Origin of the sequence: Methylovulum miyakonense HT12, from assembly GCF_000384075.1 — a bacterium.
In the GTDB taxonomy this organism is placed as follows: domain Bacteria; phylum Pseudomonadota; class Gammaproteobacteria; order Methylococcales; family Methylomonadaceae; genus Methylovulum; species Methylovulum miyakonense.
In genome coordinates this window covers 593,801-612,559 of record NZ_KB913025.1, presented here as the reverse complement: position 1 = coordinate 612,559, position 18,759 = coordinate 593,801, and the positions used below count along the sequence as shown (strand labels likewise).

Sequence of the window (18,759 nt, the reverse complement as noted above, 5' to 3'; positions counted from 1 at the left end):
CATCCCCGGTAGGGATGTTGCAAGGCAACGTCCCTACAACCGCCGCCCCAAACCCACCACCGCCTATGGCCGTTTTATAGGCCCATGCCCGCACCGGATTGACCGTGAGCCCACGCTACCAACAACTGATCACCACCCTCAACCAGTGGAATTACGAATACTATGTGCTCGATAACCCCACCGTTGCCGATGCCCGATATGATCAAGCGTTCCAGGAATTATTGGCTATAGAAGCCGGACACCCCGACTGGGTCACGCCCGACTCGCCTTCCCAACGGGTCGGTGCACAACCCATAGACGAGTTCCGCAAAATCGAGCACCGCGTCAAAATGTTGTCGCTGGCCAACGCATTTTCCTTGGAAGAGACCTACCAGTTTTTTGAAAAGGCCGCAAAAGAATTGGATAAGGCGGCTGATGAGCTGGCTGTTTTCGCCGAGCCCAAACTTGACGGGCTAGCGATCACCATCCATTACGACCATGGCCTGTTCAGCTACGCGGCGACCCGTGGTGACGGGCAAATTGGCGAAGATGTCAGCCACAATATCAAGACTATCCGGTCCGTCCCGCTGAAACTCACCACTGATGCGCCTCCCGCCAAGCTGGAAGTGCGTGGCGAAGTGTTCATGCCCAAAACGGCGTTTGCCAAGCTCAACCGTTTGGCGGAAGAAAACAACGGCAAAACTTTCGTCAACCCCAGGAACGCCGCCGCCGGCACGATCCGGCAAATGGATCCCAAAATCGCCGCCGGGCGTGACCTGCGCTTCATCCCTTATGGCATAGGTGAATACCAAGGCGGACATGATTTCACGGCGCACTCGGAAATATTGGCTTATTTGGCGGGCCTTGGTTTCCGGAAAAACGCCCATTGTTATCGCTTCTTGGGCAGCCTTGCCGAGTTCACGCAAAATTACGCGCTGATGGAGCAAGCCAGGGAAGGCTTGCCGATGGAAATTGACGGTATAGTCTACAAAATCGACAGCTTGGCCTTACAAAACGCGCTGGGCTTTATCGCCCGTTCGCCGAAATGGGCGGTGGCCCGGAAATTCCCGGCGCAACAAATGGTCACGCAATTGCTGGACGTGGACTTCCAGGTCGGCCGGACTGGCGTCTTGACCCCGGTCGCACGCCTCGAACCCGTATTTGTCGGCGGCGTGACCGTCAGCAACGCCACCTTGCACAATATGGACGAAATCGAACGCCTGGGCTTGTGCATAGGCGACAGCGTCGAAATCCAACGGGCGGGTGATGTCATCCCGAAAATATCACGGGTTGTTGCGGAAGGCGGGGAGCGGAAGCCCGTCATCATGCTCCCCAACTGCCCGGTCTGTGGCGCGGCGGTGGAAAGGACGCCCGGGCAAGCCGCGTTCCGTTGCTCGGGCGGTTTAAGTTGCCCCGCACAAGGCGCGGAGCGCATCCGCCACTATGCCTCACGCAAGTGCATGAATATCGTCAATCTGGGCACGAAACTGATCGAAGTCTTGTACAGCAAAGGCGTCCTGCGCACCATCGCCGACATCTACACCCTAAAGGCCAGCGATATTGCCGATTTGGACGGGCAAGGCGAAAAGAGTGCGCAAAACGTGCTGGATTCCATCAACGTATCCAAAGCCACCCGCTTAGGGACATTTATCGCCGCCTTGGGCATACACGAAATCGGTGAGGAAAGCGCCAAAGCCGTTGCCAGGCATTTTAAAAATTACCCTGCGATTGCAAACGCCACTTTCGAAGAACTGCTGCAAGTGCCGGACATAGGGCCGGTGATGGCGAAAAATATCGTGGATTTTTTTGCTGACGCCAAAAACATAGCGATAGTGCAGGCCATTATTGATGCAGGCGTGACGTGGCCTGACGAGGACGGCGCCCCCCCGCAGGCGCAACCCTTGGCAGGCCAAACGTGGGTCATTACCGGCACGCTATCTATGCCACGGGATCACTTCAAAACCCTGTTGGAAAGTTTAGGGGCGAAAGTTTCGGGTTCTGTTTCCAAAAAAACCACTTGCGTGCTGGCGGGGGCGGATGCCGGTTCCAAGCTGGATAAGGCCGAGGCTTTAGGCGTGAAGGTATTGGATGAAGCGCAGTTTAAGCTCCAATTTGAAAGCTGATAGGCAAATTTAACGGGCTTGTGCAAACATAGGCTGGCTCAATCCAATATGCCTGGCCCGCCCAGTTTTATGGGCAAGGTCCCGAAACGTAAAACGGCTATAATGCCAACTTTTTATCCACATGGAACCCGCTATGGAAAACTTACCTGAAAAAACCTGCTCAATCGAGCGTCTGGTCACCCAGCCTAAACTTGTCGCCGCCGCCAAAGCGGGTACGAAAACACAGCAACGCCGAGACGGTGTATATGGCTGGGTGGGGGAAAGCTTTGAGTTGGACGGGATGGCTTTTGTTGTCACTGGCTTGAGCCGCCAGCGTTTAGGCGATATGACGGATGAGGATGCACGGGCCGAAGGTTTTCCTGGCTTGGCAATGTATAAGGACATTATCCTGAAAATGCACACTGGCATGATCTGGGAAGAAGACCATTTGGTTTGGGTGCATAGTTTTGCTGTTAAGGCCGATGCGTGAGCACCCAAAGAAGCGCATGATGGGTGAAATTTTATAATAGGGGCGGGGGTGAATAAAAACGGTTTGCCCCGCTACCGCCTGTAAGCCAAATTCCGGCAATCCATGCCAATGACTGGCTTCTTCCAGACGGTTGTCCGATGGCCCTCCACCCGTTACCGAACGCCAGGCGTTTGTGAAAATATCTTCAATATCAAAGGCATAATATTAGGTTTTCCGGCGGTTCAGTTTCTGCCGGATTTGCCCTTGTTCGTCTTCCCCGCACATGAACGCATAAAAATACCCCGTTGCCAGCAGCATATAAAATACGCCAATAATGCCCAAGATGATAATTAACAGCCAGCGGTTGGGGGCTAGCGAACTTATCCAGGGCCCAATGGCGGCCATCAGGCCATAGCCGAACACGTACGGCATCATGCCCGGCAATAACACCGAGCGGACAAACCGCCATAGCTTTAGTTGTAGGCGGTAATTGCCAACCAGCAGGTAAACCAACGCGCTTAGGATACGTGCCACCATGACCAATAAGGCGATGGTGACAATATCAAACGTGGAATATCGCCACACCGTGACCAGGCCCGCGATGACAAACACCACTTGCCAGCCGATATAGCCGAAAGTGCGGGCGGGTTGGTTGATGCCTTGATAATACGCCGATAAAGGCCCGGTCAGGACATGCAATTGATAACCCGCACAGGCGCAAACCATCACTTTCATGGTGTCCGCCAAATTCATGGCCGTGTTTTTGCCTATCCACGCGATAATCAGCCAAGCCGCAAACGGGGCAAGAAACCCCATCGCCAAACCGTTGAGCAAATTCAGGTAACGCAGGCCTTGCGTGTACAGCTTTTGGATGTCTTCCCGTTTGCCCAGATGGTGCGCTTCGGTGATGGCGGGCAGGAAGCTTGCGTTCATGGACGAGAACACCTGGCTGGCCATGACCGGGAATTTTTGCCCCAAATCCAAAATGGCGATCGCCGCCAAGCCGCTCAAATAACCCGCCAACACCCGTTCGATGGAATACATGGCGACACCCAGCAAGCCGGAAAGCTGCAAGATGCCGCCGTATTTTAAAAACGTGCCCAAAAAATCCCGGTTCACCAACCGCAGGCTGATGCGCAGATCAGGGATGGCGCGGTAACACAGGGCAATATAAACAAAGGTGGAAAAAATATACCGGGCGAAGAACGCCCATAACAAGGACTCAATACCGTAATGCAGCAGCAGTAGCGTGACGATCAGCGCGGTTTCCAGCAAAAAACTGATGATCCAAACGAGGGTTTGCTGGGCGATTTTTTGCAGGCCGTGCAAGATATAGGCGAACGCGCCCAGGGTCATATCCAGCAACATCGTCGCCAGGGTGCCGAGTATCAGGACTTGCGCGGTATGCTGCAAATGCGGGGCGACCTTAAAGCCTTGCAACAACCAGGGCATAGCCAGCCAGACACCCGACAAGGCGATGAGGCTGAATGTAAACGTCAGCAGCAAGCCGGTGCTGACCAAGCCGCTAATGGATTCATGTTGGTTCTTGGCGTTGTACTCGGCAACGTAGCGGATATAAACATTGGACACGCCAAACGCGCCCATGCTGACGTAGCTGATCAATAAAAAACACGTCGCCCAGAGGCCGTATTCTTCCAGCGACACATAATGCAATATCAACGGCGGCAAACCGACACGGGTCAGCAAGTACAATAACCGTCCCGCCGTCTGCGCCACGGTGTTGCGGAAAAATGGGTTGCCTTGGCGTTTGTTTTTCATGGCCGTCACTGTGATTCCTATGGGGGTTGGCGTAGAGTATAGCCTTGTTTGTTGCTTATCAATATGCCGGAGGCCGGATGTTGTCAGGTCTCATAACATAAATACAAAAACAGGGGCTTTATCCATGCTGGCGATCTTCCGAAAATTAATCCGCGCTTTCCTCACTAAAAACGCCATGCAATCCGGCCGTTTTGTCGGTTTGTACCGTAAATTTTGCCAACCTACCGGCCAAGAATGGGCGCAATATCTCAAACGGCACCATGTGCTGTACCAAATGGGCGAGGATTGTGTCGTGCAAATGAATGTCGAAATCACCGACCCCAAACATGTCCGGCTTGGCAACAATGTGCGCCTGACGGGGTGTACGCTGTTCGGGCATGACGGATCCGTCAATATGCTGAAAAAAATGACCGGGCTGTGCCTGGACAGTGTCGGCAAGATAGACATACTCGATAATGTTTTTATCGGGCACCGGGCGATCATCATGCCCAATGTCACGATAGGCCCTAACGCCATTGTCGCGGCGGGCTCGGTCGTCACCCGTGATGTGCCGCCGAACACCATTGTGGGCGGCATCCCGGCAAAACCCATAGGCACGCTGGATACGTATATCAAACGTTGTGAAGAACGCACCAACGCCCTGCCGTGGCGGCATCTTTTGTCCGCCGATAATTTTGCCCCGGCGACAGATGAATTGACCAGAATCCGTTGTGAATACTTTTTTGGGAAGGCCGACGATGATGCGCAATTAACCAAGCAAGATGCTTAAGTGGAATGACGCAAAACTGATGGCGCAAATGTCTTGACTTGCTATTGGCAAACTTAAGGATAGAATCAGTAAGTGACACCAAAATAAAAACTCAATGAATGGAATTCAGCCAGGAGAAAACCCATGTTCCCGTTTGATGCTACTAAACCCGTAGTCGGCAAGGCCAGTGTGGTCATTAATAAACCTACCACCGATATTTTTGTTTTTATTGGTGACCGTTTTTTTGAGAACTACCCGAAATGGGCCTTAGAAGTGACTGATTTCCAGCCATTAAATGGTTTGCAAATGTTTGTTGGCGCGAGGGCCGAGCAACTGCGCCGCGACCAGGGTCAAGACATCAAATCGGTTTTCGAAATAACCGAATTTCATCCTTTCATCAAACTGACGTTCAAAGGCCTTACTGCGCCGTATATGAACAGCTATTATCTGGAACCGGGCGATACTGAACAATCAACGTTGCTGACTTTTAGCTTTACGTTATTGGAATTGGAATTGTTCATGCGGCCTTTTGAAAAACTCATCCGCACCGCGATTGAAGAGGGTGCCGAGAATACTGTCGAAAATATCAAAAACCTGCTTGCTGACGAGCTGGAACCCACCACCCAACTTGGAGTTTAACCATGAGTTTTGTCGTAGAAAAAGACAATGGATTGATCCCACAAATTCTCTCGTCAATTTTGGACGAGTGCGTCAATGGCGTGACGCTTGCTGACCCTGACATTGAAGGCGCACCTATCGTGTACGCCAATAAAGCGTTTGAGCGGCTGACCGGATATACCAACACCGACATCATTGGGCATAACTGCCGCTTCCTGCAAGGTATTGATCGTGACCAACCGGAACGTTATCTGATTGCCGATGCGATGAAAAATGGGCAAAGCGTCGAAGTCACCTTGCGTAATTACCGTAAAGATGGCGAATTATTTTTTAACCATTTAAAAATTACCCCGTTGTTAGACCGCAAAGGCAGGGTGATCTACTATTTGGGTGTGCAATATGACGTGACCTATCAAGTGAAGGCAAAAAATGAAATCGCCGAGCTCACTAGTTTGTTGGGGGCATTTTCTGAAAAAGTGGTGTAATTTTTGGGTGCGGGGGCAAGCGTGGGATTATGGCCCCCAGCCCCATAAAAAGATAATGCCATTGACTCTACGTACATCTCGTACACTTAGCGGCCAACAATCACCAGGTGAGTTATGAGTCCAGCCGAAAATCCCTTACCACTCGCCGAAGCCAGCCTACAAGGCCATGAATCCGGCATAATGTTCAATGAAGCCCTGTTTGGGTTGGCGATGGTGGCGTTTGTTGTGTTGATGGTCATGGAACGCGTCCAGCCTTACCGTAAGTTCACCAACAAGGTCGGCAAAGAATCCTTTGTCACCAATACCTCGGCGTTTTTGTTCAACAACATCATCCTGACGTTGTTAAGGGCGTCATCGCTGTTCTTCCTGGCGCAACGTTTCTCGTCTTTTGGCCTGTTAAGCGGTTTCGAGAACGGCCCGGTCAAATGGGTGATTTCTTTCGTGCTGTTCGATTTTGCGATTTATGTCTGGCATTACTTTAGCCATCATTCCGATTTCATGTGGCGGTTCCACAAAGTCCATCACAGCGATAAAAGTTTCAACGTCTCCACGGGCTTCCGTTTCCATGTCTTCGATTTATTTCTGGAAATCCTGTACAAATGCCTGTTTGTCATCCTCATTGGTGTGGAAGCCTATGTGGTTTTGGCGATTGAAATCATCGAACTGTTTTTTATCTTCTTCCACCACGCCAACCTCGCGTTCAAACACGAAAACCTGATTTCCCAAGTCATCATCACGCCCTCTTTGCACCGTACCCACCATTCGGCCTTGCGTTCAGAGCATGACAGCAATTATGGCATCGTGCTGTCGGTTTGGGACAAACTGTTCGGGACACGCAAAGAATTAGTCCCCGAAAAAATTGGCCTGAATATCCTTGAAGCGGACAATTTCCTGCAATTGTTCTTCCTCGCGTTTATCACCGAACGGCATATACGGCGGTTGTTGCAGATTATCCCTAAGGGTAAGAAGTGATTCACCACCTTTATATGAAGTGGCACACAATGCATCATATGATTATGAAATACGCGTTCATGGAAAAAAAACACCGTTTATGCAATTGTTGATGTGTCCAGAACGTTGGGAAAACCAGTTTTTACATGGGCCTGCACTACTCCACTCCACTTTTTACATAGGGCGGCGTGATCCCTTCAAGCATCCTTGTAAGCAATAAACCCAAAGGGCAACTCATGGCAGCAAACCCAAAAATCCGCGTATTAGTGTCCGCCTACCAATGTGGTGTCGGCATGGGGTCGGTGTCGCAAATCGGCTGGGAATGGTATAGCCGCCTGAGCGGTTCATGCCAAGTGACGTTGCTGACGCACATCCGCAACCGGCCCGCATTAACCGAAGCTGGCGCACCGCTGGAGGGTTCCGAGGTCATTTATATTGACACAGAATGGTTCGCAGGGCCCTTGTACCGCTTTGCCGCGTGGTGTTTCCCGCGTAGCGAGCATCCCAAATTCCTGATCGCGTCGTTGGATTTTTTTGTTTACGACTGGATTGCCGTGCGCCAAATGCGCAAGCAAATAAAAGCGGGGCGGCCGTTCGATGTAGTCCACGCCGTCACCCCGGTGTCGCCACTGGCCGCGACGCGCTTATACAAACTCGGTTTGCCTTTGGTCTTGGGGCCTTGGAATGGCGGTTTGGCTTCGCCGTCCACCTTCCCTGAAATCATGAAAGCCGAATCGAAATGGCTGTATCCTATCCGCAATGTGGGGCGGGTTTTCGATAGGCTCATTGGTTCCACGCGCAACGCGGCGATGATACTGACCGCCACCCAAGCGACCTTTGACGCGATCCCCAAACCTTACCAAGCCAAATGCCAAAGCTTGTTGGAGAATGGCGTTAATCTGGATTTGTTCACCCCTGCGCCCTATCCGCCCGCACCATCGGACACCAAGCCTTTGCAGATTGTCTTTGTCGGGCGTTTGTTACCGTTCAAAGGTGTGGGCATGTTGTTGGAAGCGGTCAAAGCTTTAGATTTTCCGGCGTGTGTGACGATAGTCGGGGAAGGTTCGGAGCGGCTCCATCTGGAAAACATCACCGCCGAATTGGGCTTGGGTGACAAAGTCCGCTTTACGGGCAATTTGCCGCTGAATGAAATATCCCCGATCATGCAGCAAGCCCATGTGTTTTGCCTGCCTTCGGTGCGTGAATCCGGCGGCGCGGTGTTGCTGGAAGCGATGGCGGTGGCGCGTCCCGTGATTGCCGTGGATTTTGGCGGCCCTGCGGAAATTGTCGATGCTGGCGTTGGCGTAAAACTACCGGCAACCGGCAAGGCCGCTGTCGTGCAGGGCTTGATCGAAGCGCTGGCCGATGTCCGCGAACACCCGCAACGTTGGCAAGTCTTCGGTGAGGAAGGCCGCCGTCGCGTCGAAAACCATTACAGTTGGGCGGCGAAAATCGCCACCGCCATCGGTTTTTACCGTCAATTATTGGAAGCAACATCATGAGCCACCGTATCGCCTATCTGGTCAGCCAATATCCTGCCTATTCCCATACCTTTATTTTGCGGGAGGTGTTGCAACTGAGGCAATTCGGCGTGGACATTGCCGTTGCTTCGATTAATGCGCCAGACCGTCCGTTCGATAAACTCACTGAAGTGGAGCGCACCGAAGCTGAACAGACGTTTTATGTCAAAGCGCAAGGCATGGCAAAAGCGGCGGCGGCCTTGGGCAAAACTCTCGCCACACAGCCCACCGGATTGCTGCGGGGTTTGAAACACGCTTTTACATTAGGCGGCTGGGACATCAAGCGTTTGCTCTACCATGGTTTTTACTTGCTGGAAGCGGTACTGGTCGGGCAGTGGATGCGCTCGAAAAACCTCGGCCATCTGCATGTGCATTTTGCCACGCCCGCCGCTTCGGTCGGGATGCTGGTCAAAACCGTGTTCGGCACGAGTTTTTCCTTCACCGTCCACGGCCCCGATGAATTCTATGATGCGGCGGGTTATAACTTGCCGGAAAAAATCTTGGCGGCGGATTTCATTTTCTGCATCAGCCATTATGCGCGTAGCCAAGTGATGAAATTGTCGCCTGTGCAAGCGTGGGCCAAGCTCGATGTCTGCCGCTTGGGCGTTGACCCGGAACGCTTCACCCCCGCCCCCAAAATTAAGGTCAATTGCCAGTGCGAATTGCTGTGCGTAGGCCGACTGACTTCCGCCAAAGGCCAAGCGATTTTGCTGGAAGCCGTCGCCGCCTTACAAAGCCAACAGGTTCCGGTCCGGTTGACCTTAGTCGGTATGGGGCCGGACGGGCAAAGCCTTAAAGCCTACGCGGAACAATTGGGCATCAGCGGGCAAGTCCGTTTTACCGGGGCGGTTGACCAAGACCATATCCTGGGTTATTACCAAACCGCCGATATTTTTGTCCTGCCCAGTTTTGCCGAAGGTTTGCCCGTGGTGTTGATGGAAGCGATGGCGATGGAAATCCCCTGCATCACCACCGCGATCACCGGCGTGCCTGAATTGATCCAAAACGGGGAAGACGGGCTGTTGGTCGCCGCGTCCGATTGCGAAGGCTTGACCGCCGCGATCAGGCAATTGGCAAGCGACCCCGATTTGCGCCGCACAATAGGCCAGGCGGGCCGGAACAAAGTCTTGGCGGAATATGATCTGCATAAAAACACGCGGCATCTTTTTGCAATGTTGGATAAGCGGCTTAAGGCTTTGTAGTTACCCGGCTTTGTTTGATCCTAGCTGGAACGGGTTTGTAACCCGTCCCTTAACGTTTTTATGACCTTACGGAAGATAAAACATTAAGGACGGGGTAATAAGCCAATGCCGTTATGTTAAGCGTTGTAGGAGCGGGCCATGCCCGCGAACAAATAGGTGTTCCATCGAATTCCTTGAGTGCTTGTCGCAGGTATGGCCTGCTCCTACGGCATCATTTCCCTTAACTTAACGGCATTGGTAATAAGCCCCGTCCCATCTTGTGAAAGCAGGTACGCGCAACGTACCACCACTTATCAACAGGCCTTTTATGCGCCAAACCCGTTACGCGCTCATCATCACCCTCGCCATACTATGGTTTCCTTCAGCACAAGCCACCCCGGAACTCCATTACCAAGTCAACCCCCAAGCCATCACCAAAAACGTCCCGCGCTTAGGCCTTAACCTAGGCGAATGGACGGCGTGGGGCGCGTCGCAATTCCCTGCCAATGTCCTAAAAAACCCCGGTTTTGAAGGCATCATAGACCGCGCCATCGTCATCGTGAAAACAGCGGATGGCCGTAGTTTCACCGATGACACCGCATGGACAAAACGCCCCGATGGTTTTTGGGCAGGCGCGTCGTACGATGTGCGCAGTGGCGCAGGTGCGGGCACACAAGGGGTTATCTTCGATTCCAAAGCTACAGGCCAACAAGGCTTGCCGGAATTTATAGCCGCAGGCGAAACGCCGACTTTAAAACTAGGCGATGTCGTCAGCCTCACCCGCATCAACGACCAAGACTTGCCTAGCCAATGGTGGTTTGGCAAAGGTTTATTGCCAGGGCAATTGTCTATCAGCACCGATAAACGACCGGATAGCCACGGCTTGCGGTCTTTGGCCCTCAAACCGGAAGCAGGCAGTCCCGTGGAGGTGTTGTCTTATTTAGATAGCATAGGTGATAGGGCGGGGAAATTATTGCCTGTCAACGGTGTCTGGAAACTGGTTTTTTGGCTGAAACAAAACGCATCCGGCGCAAAAATCAGCGTCGGTTTCCGCCGCTTAAATGGTGGCCAGCCGTTTTTCCAGGAAACTTTCCAGCCCACTGATAAATGGCAAAAAATAGAACGCGAGTTCACCGTCCAAGACACGGGCGCAGCCGCGGCACTGGCCTTAAGTTTCCGTGCCGAAGGCAGCCACGGGCAAATCTTATTGGATGATATTGAATTAGGCGCCGCCAGCAAAACCACCGCCAGCGCGTTCCGCCCCGAATTGGTCGCCGCCCTGAAAAAATTACGGCCTGGCTACTTGCGTGATTGGCAAGGCCAATTAGGCGACACCTTCGATAACCGCACCGCCGATCCTTATGCCAGACGCGCGACCCGCTACCGCCCAGGTGCGGAAAGCACGTTCAGCTATGGTCTCCAAGAGTTCCTGCAATTGGCGCATGATGTGGATGCGCAGCCGTGGCTGGTCGTGCCGCCGACGATGGGTGATGATGAATTGCAAAAACTCGGATGCTATTTAAGCGGGCAAATAGACACCTTCCATTTTAAAGACCTGCTGGTCGAATTCGGCAACGAAAATTGGAACCCCATTTTCCGCCCCGCAGGCATCCCGGCTTATCAAGCACATGGTGAAGCCGCCACCCGCGCTTTCCAACAACTTCTGACCGGAGCCAAAAACCATCCTGCCCTGCACACGGTCGTCAATGGCCAATACGTCAACCCGTGGCTATCCGCGAAATACCTCGCAGGCGTCGGCAATGCCCAAGCCTTGGCCGTCGCGCCGTATTTTTTGTTCAAACTGGATGACACGGATAAGGTGTTGGAAAAGCTGTTCGAGCAAGATGATTTTTTCCGTGAGACCCTCGCCGCCACCCAGGCACAAGGCAAAGATTTGCTGGTTTACGAAACCAATCTGCATACCACGGGCGGCAATGCCCCGGCGGCGGAACGTGACATCGCCACCACCAGCGCCGCCGCCGGAGCCGCCTTGGCCAAACGCTTGTTGACTGCGTTAAACCTAGGCATCACTAAGCAATGCCTGTACACCTTGGCGCAATACGACGCCTTTGTCGAAAGCCAAGGAAACCAACGGGGATTGGCCAAGCTTTGGGGCATCGTCCGCGACTTGGGCGATACGCAGCGCTTAAGGCCGGCTGGCTTGGCAATGGCGATGCTCAACCAAGTGTTGCCTGCCGATGTCCATCTGCTGAAAAGCCTGGACGCAAATGATAAGGCTATCACCTTGGCGGCCTTGCGCACTCCCACAGGCTGGGCTTTAGCTGCCGTTTCCGCCAAAGCCGAAGCGCAAAAAATCACCGTGCAGTTCCCGGTGCAAGCGCAAAAACAGGCTTGGCGGGTGTGGCGCTTGGATAGCCCGTCACCGGCTGCGGATAATGAAGCGCAAGAAAATGTGCGGATTGTTGAAGAAGGCATCCAGTCTGAAAACGGTAGTGTCAGTTTGGCCCTTCCTGCGTACGCGGTTATGGTTGCGCTCGAAGGCAAATAAAGTTAGCAAAGTCGATGGGATTCGAAATCCCGCCATTAACATTTCAAAATATAGCCCTAAGCACTAAAAACGTTATGGAGCGGCTCATAACCCTGTTCCGGCCTTGTTATTTTGTGGATTTAAGCCAACAGCTTCTTTATTTCCGCCAAGCGGAATTCACTGGTCAGGGTCTTGATGCGTAAGCTTAAAGGCCGGTACTCCGGGTTATTTTTAACCAATTCATCAAGCCTTTTGTTTAACCCCAGCAAATCGCCGATACGCACAAAGGCTTGTAATTTTTTCAGGACATCGGGTGGTGGCAACTCCAACGGTTCTTCTTGGGTGCCGCTAAGGTCCGGTTCATCGTTTTGGCAAATCCAGGTCAGCGCCGTGTGCAGCTTTAGTTTATGCAGCAATTCCCGGACTTGTATGGGCTTTGCCAAAAAATCATTGCAGCCCGCTTGGATGGCTGAGGCGCGGTCAGCGGGGTAGGCGTTGGCGCTCAGGGCGATGATCGGTTTCAGCAGGCCGCTTTTACGTAAGCGTGAGGCGGTTTCCGCACCGTCCATGTCCGGCATGGTCAAATCCAACAGCACTAGATCAGGGGTATAGCGCTGGGTTTTGCTTAGGCAATCGGCACCTGAGGTGGCGGTATCCATGATAAAACCTAGGGGTTCAAGGATGGAAACCATCAAATCCCGGTGTTCCGGTTGGTCGTCAACGATGAGGATTTTTTGCTTCCGTCCACGGTAGCCTATGATGTTTTCTTCTTGCAGGGTTTCCGGGGCCGCGCCCAGGTTAGGTAAAAATAGCCGTACGGTAAACGTCGAGCCTTTGCCCGTCTCGCTAGCCACCGCCAAGTCGCCGCCCATGATTTCGGCGAGGATTTTGCTGATGGTCAGCCCCAAACCGCTGCCGGAAATGGCGTTGCCCGTGGTCGTGTTCAGGCGCATGAAGGGCTGGAAAATGGCGTCCAATTGTTCGGGGGCAATGCCCGGCCCGGTGTCGATGATCTGGAGGGTTGACACGCCGCCGCTATAGCCGATGCACAGGGTGACCCCGCCCGTTTGCGTGAATTTGACGGCGTTGCTGAGGATGTTCATTAAAATTTGCCCGACCCGTTTTTCATCGGCGCGTACCCGTTGTGGCAAGGTGTTGAGGATTTGGCAGCGGAATGACAACCCTTTGTCTTCCGCTTGTGCTTTGTAAATCCGCACCAAATGTTCGATAAACGCCTGGAAATTGACCGGCTCGTAATTCAGTTCAAATTTCCGGGCTTCGATACGGGCAATGTCGAGTATATCTTCTATCAAGGCCGACAAATGTTCGCCGCTGCGTTTGAGCGTGTCCACCGCTTGCCGCCGGTGTTCGGGGATGGCCGGGTCTTTGTGCAAAATGTACGAATAGCCGATGATGCTGTTCAAGGGGGTGCGGATTTCGTGGCTCATATTGCTCAAGAAGCGGCTCTTCGCGCTGTTCGCGGTGTCCGCCATTTTGATGGCCTGTTCCAATTTGGCGTCGGTCTTTTCATGTTCTTCTATTTCCATCAGCAACAATTGCGTTTGCCTGCCGGTTTCTTCATGCGCGACACGGCGGCTTTCATCATTCAGGATCAGCCACCATGTGCATAAACCGATGAACACCAGCAACGATGTGTAAACCTTGACGAAATTGGCCAACAGCAATTGGAAAGTGGGTAGGGATGCCTCGGCGGTGAGCAAATCTTGGTAATAAATGATGCCGATGAAAATGCTGGTCAGCACTGATAGGAAGGCGAACAACAAGGTGAAGCGCAGCAGCCGCAGACGGGCGGTCAGGTTCATGCGTGAAGGCATGAACTTACGGGCAAATTGTTCCAGATAATCATCCAGCCGTGCCCCAGGCTTGCAAGCATCCAGGCAACGGGCATCCAGCGTGCAGCACAGCGAGCAAATGCTGCCGTTGTAAGCGGGGCAATGGGCGATGTCCTCATGCTCGAATTCGTTTTCACAAATCACGCAGCGGTTATGGCTGTGGCGGTTTTTCTTGTTGCGGTCACGCGCCAAGTAATGCTTGTGTCCGGCAAAAAAGGCGATGATAGGCACTAGGGCAAACGCCAGCCCTAAGGAAATGAAGGCCGAAAAGGCGCGGGCGTAATCGCCAAACAAGCCCACGTAAGCGAGTATGGAGACTATAGAAGCCACGAAGGTGGCGATGATGCCGACCGGGTTCAAATCCGGCAGGTAAGCGCGTTTGAATTCAATGATGTTGGGGCTAAGTTTCAGTGGTTTGTTGATCAGCAATTCCGCCGCCACCGCGCTGATCCACGCGATGGACATGTTGGAAAACAAGCCCAGCACCTTTTCCAAGGCGCCGAACACGCCAAATTCCATCAGCAACAAGGCGATCAGGACGTTGAACAACAGCCAGATCACCCGCCCAGGATGGCTATGGGTGATGCGTGAGAAAAAGTTCGACCAAGCGAGCGATCCCGCATAAGCGTTGGTGACATTGATTTTGAGCTGGCTGATGACGACAAATAAAGTCGTGGCCGCCAAGGCCAGCTCCGGATTGGGCAGCAATTCTTTGTAGGCAATCAAGTACATTTGCGTGGGTTCGTGCGCATGTTCGGGTGCGATGCCGTGGCGGATCGCAAGATGCGCGAGCAACGCGCCACCCAGTTGCCGGAGCATCCCGAAGATGATCCAGCCCGGCCCGGCGCTGATGGTCGCCAGCCACCAGCGGAGTTTGTTTTTTTCGGTTTTTTCCGGCATGAAGCGTAGAAAATCCACTTGTTCACCGATTTGCGCCACCATTGAAAACGCCACGGTGGTGGCGCTACCGAACATCAGCCAATTAAAGCCTTCGCCGCTGCCCGCTATCCAAAAATAAGTTTGCACCGTCAGTAGCGCATCCTGTTCGTGCATGACGACGGCGATGTACGGGGCGACCAGCAGAAGCAGCCAAACGGGTTGCGTCCATAGCTGCATCCGGCTGATGGTGGTGATCCCAAACGTCACCAGTGGGATGACGGTGACCGCGCTGATGACATGGGCGAGGGCGATAGGGATTTGAAAATACAACTCCAAGGCCAGCGACATGATCGAGGCTTCAAGCGCGAACAGCGTGAACGTGAACGAAGCGTAAATCAGCGAGGTGACGGTGGAGCCGATATAACCAAAGCCCGCGCTGCGCGTCAGCAAGTCAATGTCGATGTTGTAACGGGCGGCGTAATAGCTGATCGGGAAGCTGGTGATGAAGATGATGAGGCCGACAATCAGGATGGCCCAAAACGCATTGGTGAAACCGTAGTGTATGGACAAAAAGCCACCGATGGCTTCCAACACGAGAAATGAAGTCGAACCAAATGCAGTATTGGCGACTTGGAACTCCGTCCACTTCCGGAAACTGCGCGGGGCGAAACGCAGGGCGTAGTCTTCCAGGCTTTCGTTGGCCACCCATGAATTATAATCGCGGCGGATTTTTGAGATGTTCTGGTAGATATTTTTGTTTTTCATGGGCTTTTGTAGGGGCGTACACAATCCAATTGTAACCAATTGACCCTATCCTCGAAAAACTTCTAGGATTTTGCTTGCCAAGCATACCCTCTAATAACCAGGTTATGTGGCGGATCTACGCAAAAAAACCATAGGGACATACGTACCTAGGTTAAAGGATTGGGAAGGTGTCCACTGTATAAAAACCTGTTCTTGCCAGCTATCCGTCAAATGACTCATGAGTCATTTGACGGATTGTGCAAAGTTGTGGGGTGTGGGTCTGAAGGAACGCGGGGGTAAATGAAGGGTGCGGGTTGGAGACGCGGGCCGGGAGGTACAGGCCAAAACCATAATCGGTTTTAAGCTAAGCAATGTCTGGGGAAGGGGATGTGGTTAATGCGGTGGCAAGTCGGCCAGCGCTTTGGGTTCATGGCGTCTGATTGTTTGGGGTAAAACCTATGCGCCAAATTGCTAGGTAGCTGGCGCATAGGGTGTTTTTTGGGCATCAAACTGATCCGGTTTATTTGATGGAAGGCTAAAGATGGACAGTTTTAATGGGTTTCTGCGGATGCCGGCACTATTTCGGCATATTTTGCCGAAACGAAAAGGATACCGGCCACGGCAAGGTAACTGAATGTCACGGGCAACGATTGCGCGAAACCGATGGCCTCGCCGTGCATCAGGCCAACAAACGTACAGGCCGCCGCGGCCAAAGCAAACATCGCGGCCTTGACTAGTTTGCGCTCAATAATAAAAGCGGCTATCGCGCCTAGCATCAAGCCGCCGAGGATGGCACCGCCGCCCAGCACTTCCAGGCCATGGTACAGCACGCCTACTTTACCGAGTTTGTCCAAGCCGAGCGTCGCGGCGCTGGTGCCCGCCGCCCCTAAGGCATTGTCAATCTGCAACTTGCCCCAGGCGGCAAGGTTCGGCATCAAGGCCAGGATGATGGCGGGCGCGTGGCTTCTTGGGGTTTCTTGGAACGCCTGCGCACCAATTAGCATACCAATGTACAGCAGGATCGGCGAAATGGCGACGACCGGTATCAGCGAGGCCATCAGCGCGATGATGCCTAACCAGGACAGTACCAGCACAGTGCATCCGGTGGCGGCGGAGTAGCCTATGCGCCCGCCCATGGACTTCCAACCTGGATGCCCGATATACACGGCGTTGATGAACGGGTTGCCCATCATGCAGCCAACCAGGCTGACCACACCGTCGGCGGTCAGCACGCGGGTGGTGGGGTAGCTGTCACCGCCCGCCGCCGCGCTTTCCACGTTATCCATCGCTTCAACTAGGTCGTAAATGCCAAATGGGATCGCCGTCACCAGGATCACGCCCAAAAATTCAAAACCTGAAAAAACATGGCCTATGGCGGGGATCGGGAACGAGAAACCAAAGTTAGCAAAAGATGCCGTGACATTCTCCAAACTCATGCCGCCATAATTCAAGCCCATGGCGGTGGAGCCCCAAGCAATGAGAGTGCCCACGGCAATGGCGACCAAACCAGCCGGAACGCCTTTGAAATAACGCACCCCGCCGAACCAGCTTGCCAAAATAATGGCGAAACAGACCACGCCGACTACTGGGGTCATGAACATTTCCAGGGCAGGGCGTAAGGAGATGAAGGCGATGGACACCCCCGCCAGCGTGCCGAGCAAGGCGGCGCGTGGTGTGACCTTGCGGATAAAAGGCGCGATAAAGCCGCCCACCATCAGCACAAAGCTTTGGATGAACACCCAAGCCAAGCCAGCTTCCCAGCCTTTGATAGGGTCACCGCTGCTGAGCGAGATCGGCAACATGATGACAAAAACCACCACAAACATGTGCGGGACACTGATGCCTGAGGGCAGGGCGCAGACATCATCCCTGCCCGTTTCTTTTGCCAGCTTGTAGGCCAGCCAAGCATAATAAACCGTGCTTAGAAAGAGCATCAGCCCGGTCGCCGGAAGAATACGGCCGAAGACAATTTCATCGGGCATTTTCAGCACGAACCGTAAGAGCCCGGTCAAGACCAGCAGATTGACCAGAATGTTGGTGCCAAAACCGAAATAGGCGTTCCAGTCCCCGGGTGTCCAAATGTTAACCTTTGCTGTTGTTGTCATAATGCCCTCTGTGTTGATATGCCTGAATTAAAAATACATTCGGTAGGTTTTACGCGTCCATTGCAGAGCAGTAGGGTGGGCAATGCTGTTTTGCCCACCATGACGCCCATTCCCCAGCCCCAGCTTGGGAATGCCATCTGGCTTATAAACTAAAAAATATCACCCACCCATTGCCGCCAAAATACGCTGCGAATCAGTCACCCAGCCAAAAATCCCGCCTTGCGCCTTGATCATGCGTAGGCCCATTTCGTGGAATTCGGGTATGTAAGAGCCGCAGCAGTCTCCCGGTACGATGCAACGGTAGCCCCGGTCATTTGCTTCCCGTATTGTGGTGTGTACGCAAACTTCGGTGGTGACGCCGCAGACGATCAAGTCTTCAATGCCGTTGGCTTGTAAGATGGATTCGAATTCAGTCGCATAAAACGCACCTTTGCCGGGTTTGTCGATGACCGGTTCCCCCGCTTGCGGGTACAGTTCCGGGGTTATGTCTTGCCCTGGCTCGCCACGGATCAGGATGCGCCCCATCGGCCCCATCTGCCCGATCCGCACGCTGGGGTCGCCACGCTCCACTTTGGCCTTGTGGGCATCTGACATATCAGGAAGATGGCCTTCACGGGTATGGATGACCAGCATCCCTTTTTGCCTTACCGCGTCCAGCAAAGCCTTGCAAGGGCCGATGGCGGCTGCCAGCAGGGAAACGTCGTTGCCTAGGGATTCCCCAAAACCGCCCGGCTCAAGAAAATCCCGCTGCATATCAATCATGACCACAGCCGTTTTAGCTAGCTTGATGCTGATGGCTTCAGGTTCGGCATGGATTTCAAGGGATGGCATGGCAAATCTCCGCTGTTTGGTGTGGCA

At 53.3% G+C, this 18,759-nt stretch carries 13 protein-coding genes; 9 read left to right on the top strand and 4 right to left on the bottom strand.

The window, feature by feature from the left end; all coding sequences use genetic code 11:
* Positions 1 to 104 precede the first annotated feature (104 nt).
* Positions 105 to 2,102, top strand: coding sequence for an NAD-dependent DNA ligase LigA (gene ligA, locus METMI_RS0103105; protein WP_019864766.1), 1,998 nt, complete (start codon positions 105 to 107; stop codon positions 2,100 to 2,102).
* A 133-nt stretch (positions 2,103 to 2,235) separates the two neighbouring features.
* Positions 2,236 to 2,571, top strand: coding sequence for an ASCH domain-containing protein (locus METMI_RS0103100; protein ID WP_019864765.1), 336 nt, complete (start codon positions 2,236 to 2,238; stop codon positions 2,569 to 2,571).
* A 204-nt stretch (positions 2,572 to 2,775) separates the two neighbouring features.
* Here METMI_RS0103100 and METMI_RS0103095 read toward each other — a convergent pair whose 3' ends face one another.
* Positions 2,776 to 4,329 (bottom strand): lipopolysaccharide biosynthesis protein, encoded by a 1,554-nt coding sequence (locus METMI_RS0103095; protein WP_019864763.1) that lies wholly within the window; start codon positions 4,327 to 4,329, stop codon positions 2,776 to 2,778.
* Between the two features lie 124 nt (positions 4,330 to 4,453).
* On the opposite strand from METMI_RS0103095, the gene METMI_RS28100 reads away from it, so the two are divergent.
* From METMI_RS28100 to METMI_RS0103060, 7 genes are all read left to right on the top strand, one after another.
* Positions 4,454 to 5,098, top strand: a complete 645-nt coding sequence (locus METMI_RS28100; RefSeq protein WP_019864762.1) for an acyltransferase — start codon at positions 4,454 to 4,456, stop codon at positions 5,096 to 5,098.
* 123 nt (positions 5,099 to 5,221) lie between these two features.
* Entirely contained in the window at positions 5,222 to 5,716 is a 495-nt protein-coding gene (locus tag METMI_RS0103085) for an SRPBCC family protein (protein ID WP_019864761.1), read from the top strand.
* A gap of 2 nt (positions 5,717 to 5,718) precedes the next feature.
* Entirely contained in the window at positions 5,719 to 6,180 is a 462-nt protein-coding gene (locus METMI_RS0103080) for a PAS domain-containing protein (RefSeq protein ID WP_019864760.1), read from the top strand.
* Positions 6,181 to 6,294: 114 nt separating this feature from the next.
* Positions 6,295 to 7,152, top strand: a complete 858-nt coding sequence (locus METMI_RS0103075; protein WP_019864759.1) for a sterol desaturase family protein — start codon at positions 6,295 to 6,297, stop codon at positions 7,150 to 7,152.
* Between the two features lie 215 nt (positions 7,153 to 7,367).
* Entirely contained in the window at positions 7,368 to 8,633 is a 1,266-nt protein-coding gene (locus METMI_RS0103070; RefSeq protein ID WP_019864758.1) for a glycosyltransferase family 4 protein, read from the top strand.
* Positions 8,630 to 9,853 (top strand): glycosyltransferase family 4 protein, encoded by a 1,224-nt coding sequence (locus tag METMI_RS0103065; RefSeq protein WP_019864757.1) that lies wholly within the window; start codon positions 8,630 to 8,632, stop codon positions 9,851 to 9,853. The genes METMI_RS0103070 and METMI_RS0103065 overlap by 4 nt, the downstream gene beginning before the upstream one ends.
* A gap of 307 nt (positions 9,854 to 10,160) precedes the next feature.
* Complete coding sequence (locus METMI_RS0103060) at positions 10,161 to 12,341, top strand: hypothetical protein (RefSeq protein ID WP_019864756.1); 2,181 nt, start codon at positions 10,161 to 10,163, stop codon at positions 12,339 to 12,341.
* Between the two features lie 119 nt (positions 12,342 to 12,460).
* Here the strand turns inward: METMI_RS0103060 and METMI_RS0103055 are convergent, their stop codons facing one another.
* The 3 genes from METMI_RS0103055 to METMI_RS0103045 all read right to left on the bottom strand — a co-directional run bounded on the left by METMI_RS0103055 (position 12,461) and on the right by METMI_RS0103045 (position 18,732).
* A complete protein-coding gene (locus METMI_RS0103055) occupies positions 12,461 to 15,817 on the bottom strand; it encodes a hybrid sensor histidine kinase/response regulator (RefSeq protein WP_019864755.1) in 3,357 nt (1,118 codons plus the stop codon).
* Positions 15,818 to 16,347: 530 nt separating this feature from the next.
* The gene (locus METMI_RS0103050) at positions 16,348 to 17,901 is read right to left on the bottom strand and encodes a xanthine/uracil/vitamin C permease (RefSeq protein ID WP_019864754.1); all 1,554 of its coding nucleotides are present in this window, start codon (positions 17,899 to 17,901) and stop codon (positions 16,348 to 16,350) included.
* A 159-nt stretch (positions 17,902 to 18,060) separates the two neighbouring features.
* The gene (locus METMI_RS0103045) at positions 18,061 to 18,732 is read right to left on the bottom strand and encodes a cysteine hydrolase family protein (RefSeq protein ID WP_019864753.1); all 672 of its coding nucleotides are present in this window, start codon (positions 18,730 to 18,732) and stop codon (positions 18,061 to 18,063) included.
* Positions 18,733 to 18,759 lie beyond the last annotated feature (27 nt).

Bases quoted from the DNA above. Each gene is read 5' to 3' on its own strand.
- METMI_RS0103065 (WP_019864757.1), top strand. From the start codon at position 8,630: ATGAGCCACCGTATCGCCTATCTGGTCAGCCAATATCCTGCCTATTCC.
- METMI_RS0103085 (WP_019864761.1), top strand. From the start codon at position 5,222: ATGTTCCCGTTTGATGCTACTAAACCCGTAGTCGGCAAGGCCAGTGTG.
- METMI_RS0103100 (WP_019864765.1), top strand. From the start codon at position 2,236: ATGGAAAACTTACCTGAAAAAACCTGCTCAATCGAGCGTCTGGTCACC.
- METMI_RS28100 (WP_019864762.1), top strand. From the start codon at position 4,454: ATGCTGGCGATCTTCCGAAAATTAATCCGCGCTTTCCTCACTAAAAAC.
- METMI_RS0103095 (WP_019864763.1), bottom strand. From the start codon at position 4,329: ATGAAAAACAAACGCCAAGGCAACCCATTTTTCCGCAACACCGTGGCG.
- METMI_RS0103070 (WP_019864758.1), top strand. From the start codon at position 7,368: ATGGCAGCAAACCCAAAAATCCGCGTATTAGTGTCCGCCTACCAATGT.
- METMI_RS0103075 (WP_019864759.1), top strand. From the start codon at position 6,295: ATGAGTCCAGCCGAAAATCCCTTACCACTCGCCGAAGCCAGCCTACAA.
- METMI_RS0103045 (WP_019864753.1), bottom strand. From the start codon at position 18,732: ATGCCATCCCTTGAAATCCATGCCGAACCTGAAGCCATCAGCATCAAG.
- METMI_RS0103080 (WP_019864760.1), top strand. From the start codon at position 5,719: ATGAGTTTTGTCGTAGAAAAAGACAATGGATTGATCCCACAAATTCTC.
- METMI_RS0103060 (WP_019864756.1), top strand. From the start codon at position 10,161: ATGCGCCAAACCCGTTACGCGCTCATCATCACCCTCGCCATACTATGG.
- METMI_RS0103055 (WP_019864755.1), bottom strand. From the start codon at position 15,817: ATGAAAAACAAAAATATCTACCAGAACATCTCAAAAATCCGCCGCGAT.
- METMI_RS0103050 (WP_019864754.1), bottom strand. From the start codon at position 17,901: ATGACAACAACAGCAAAGGTTAACATTTGGACACCCGGGGACTGGAAC.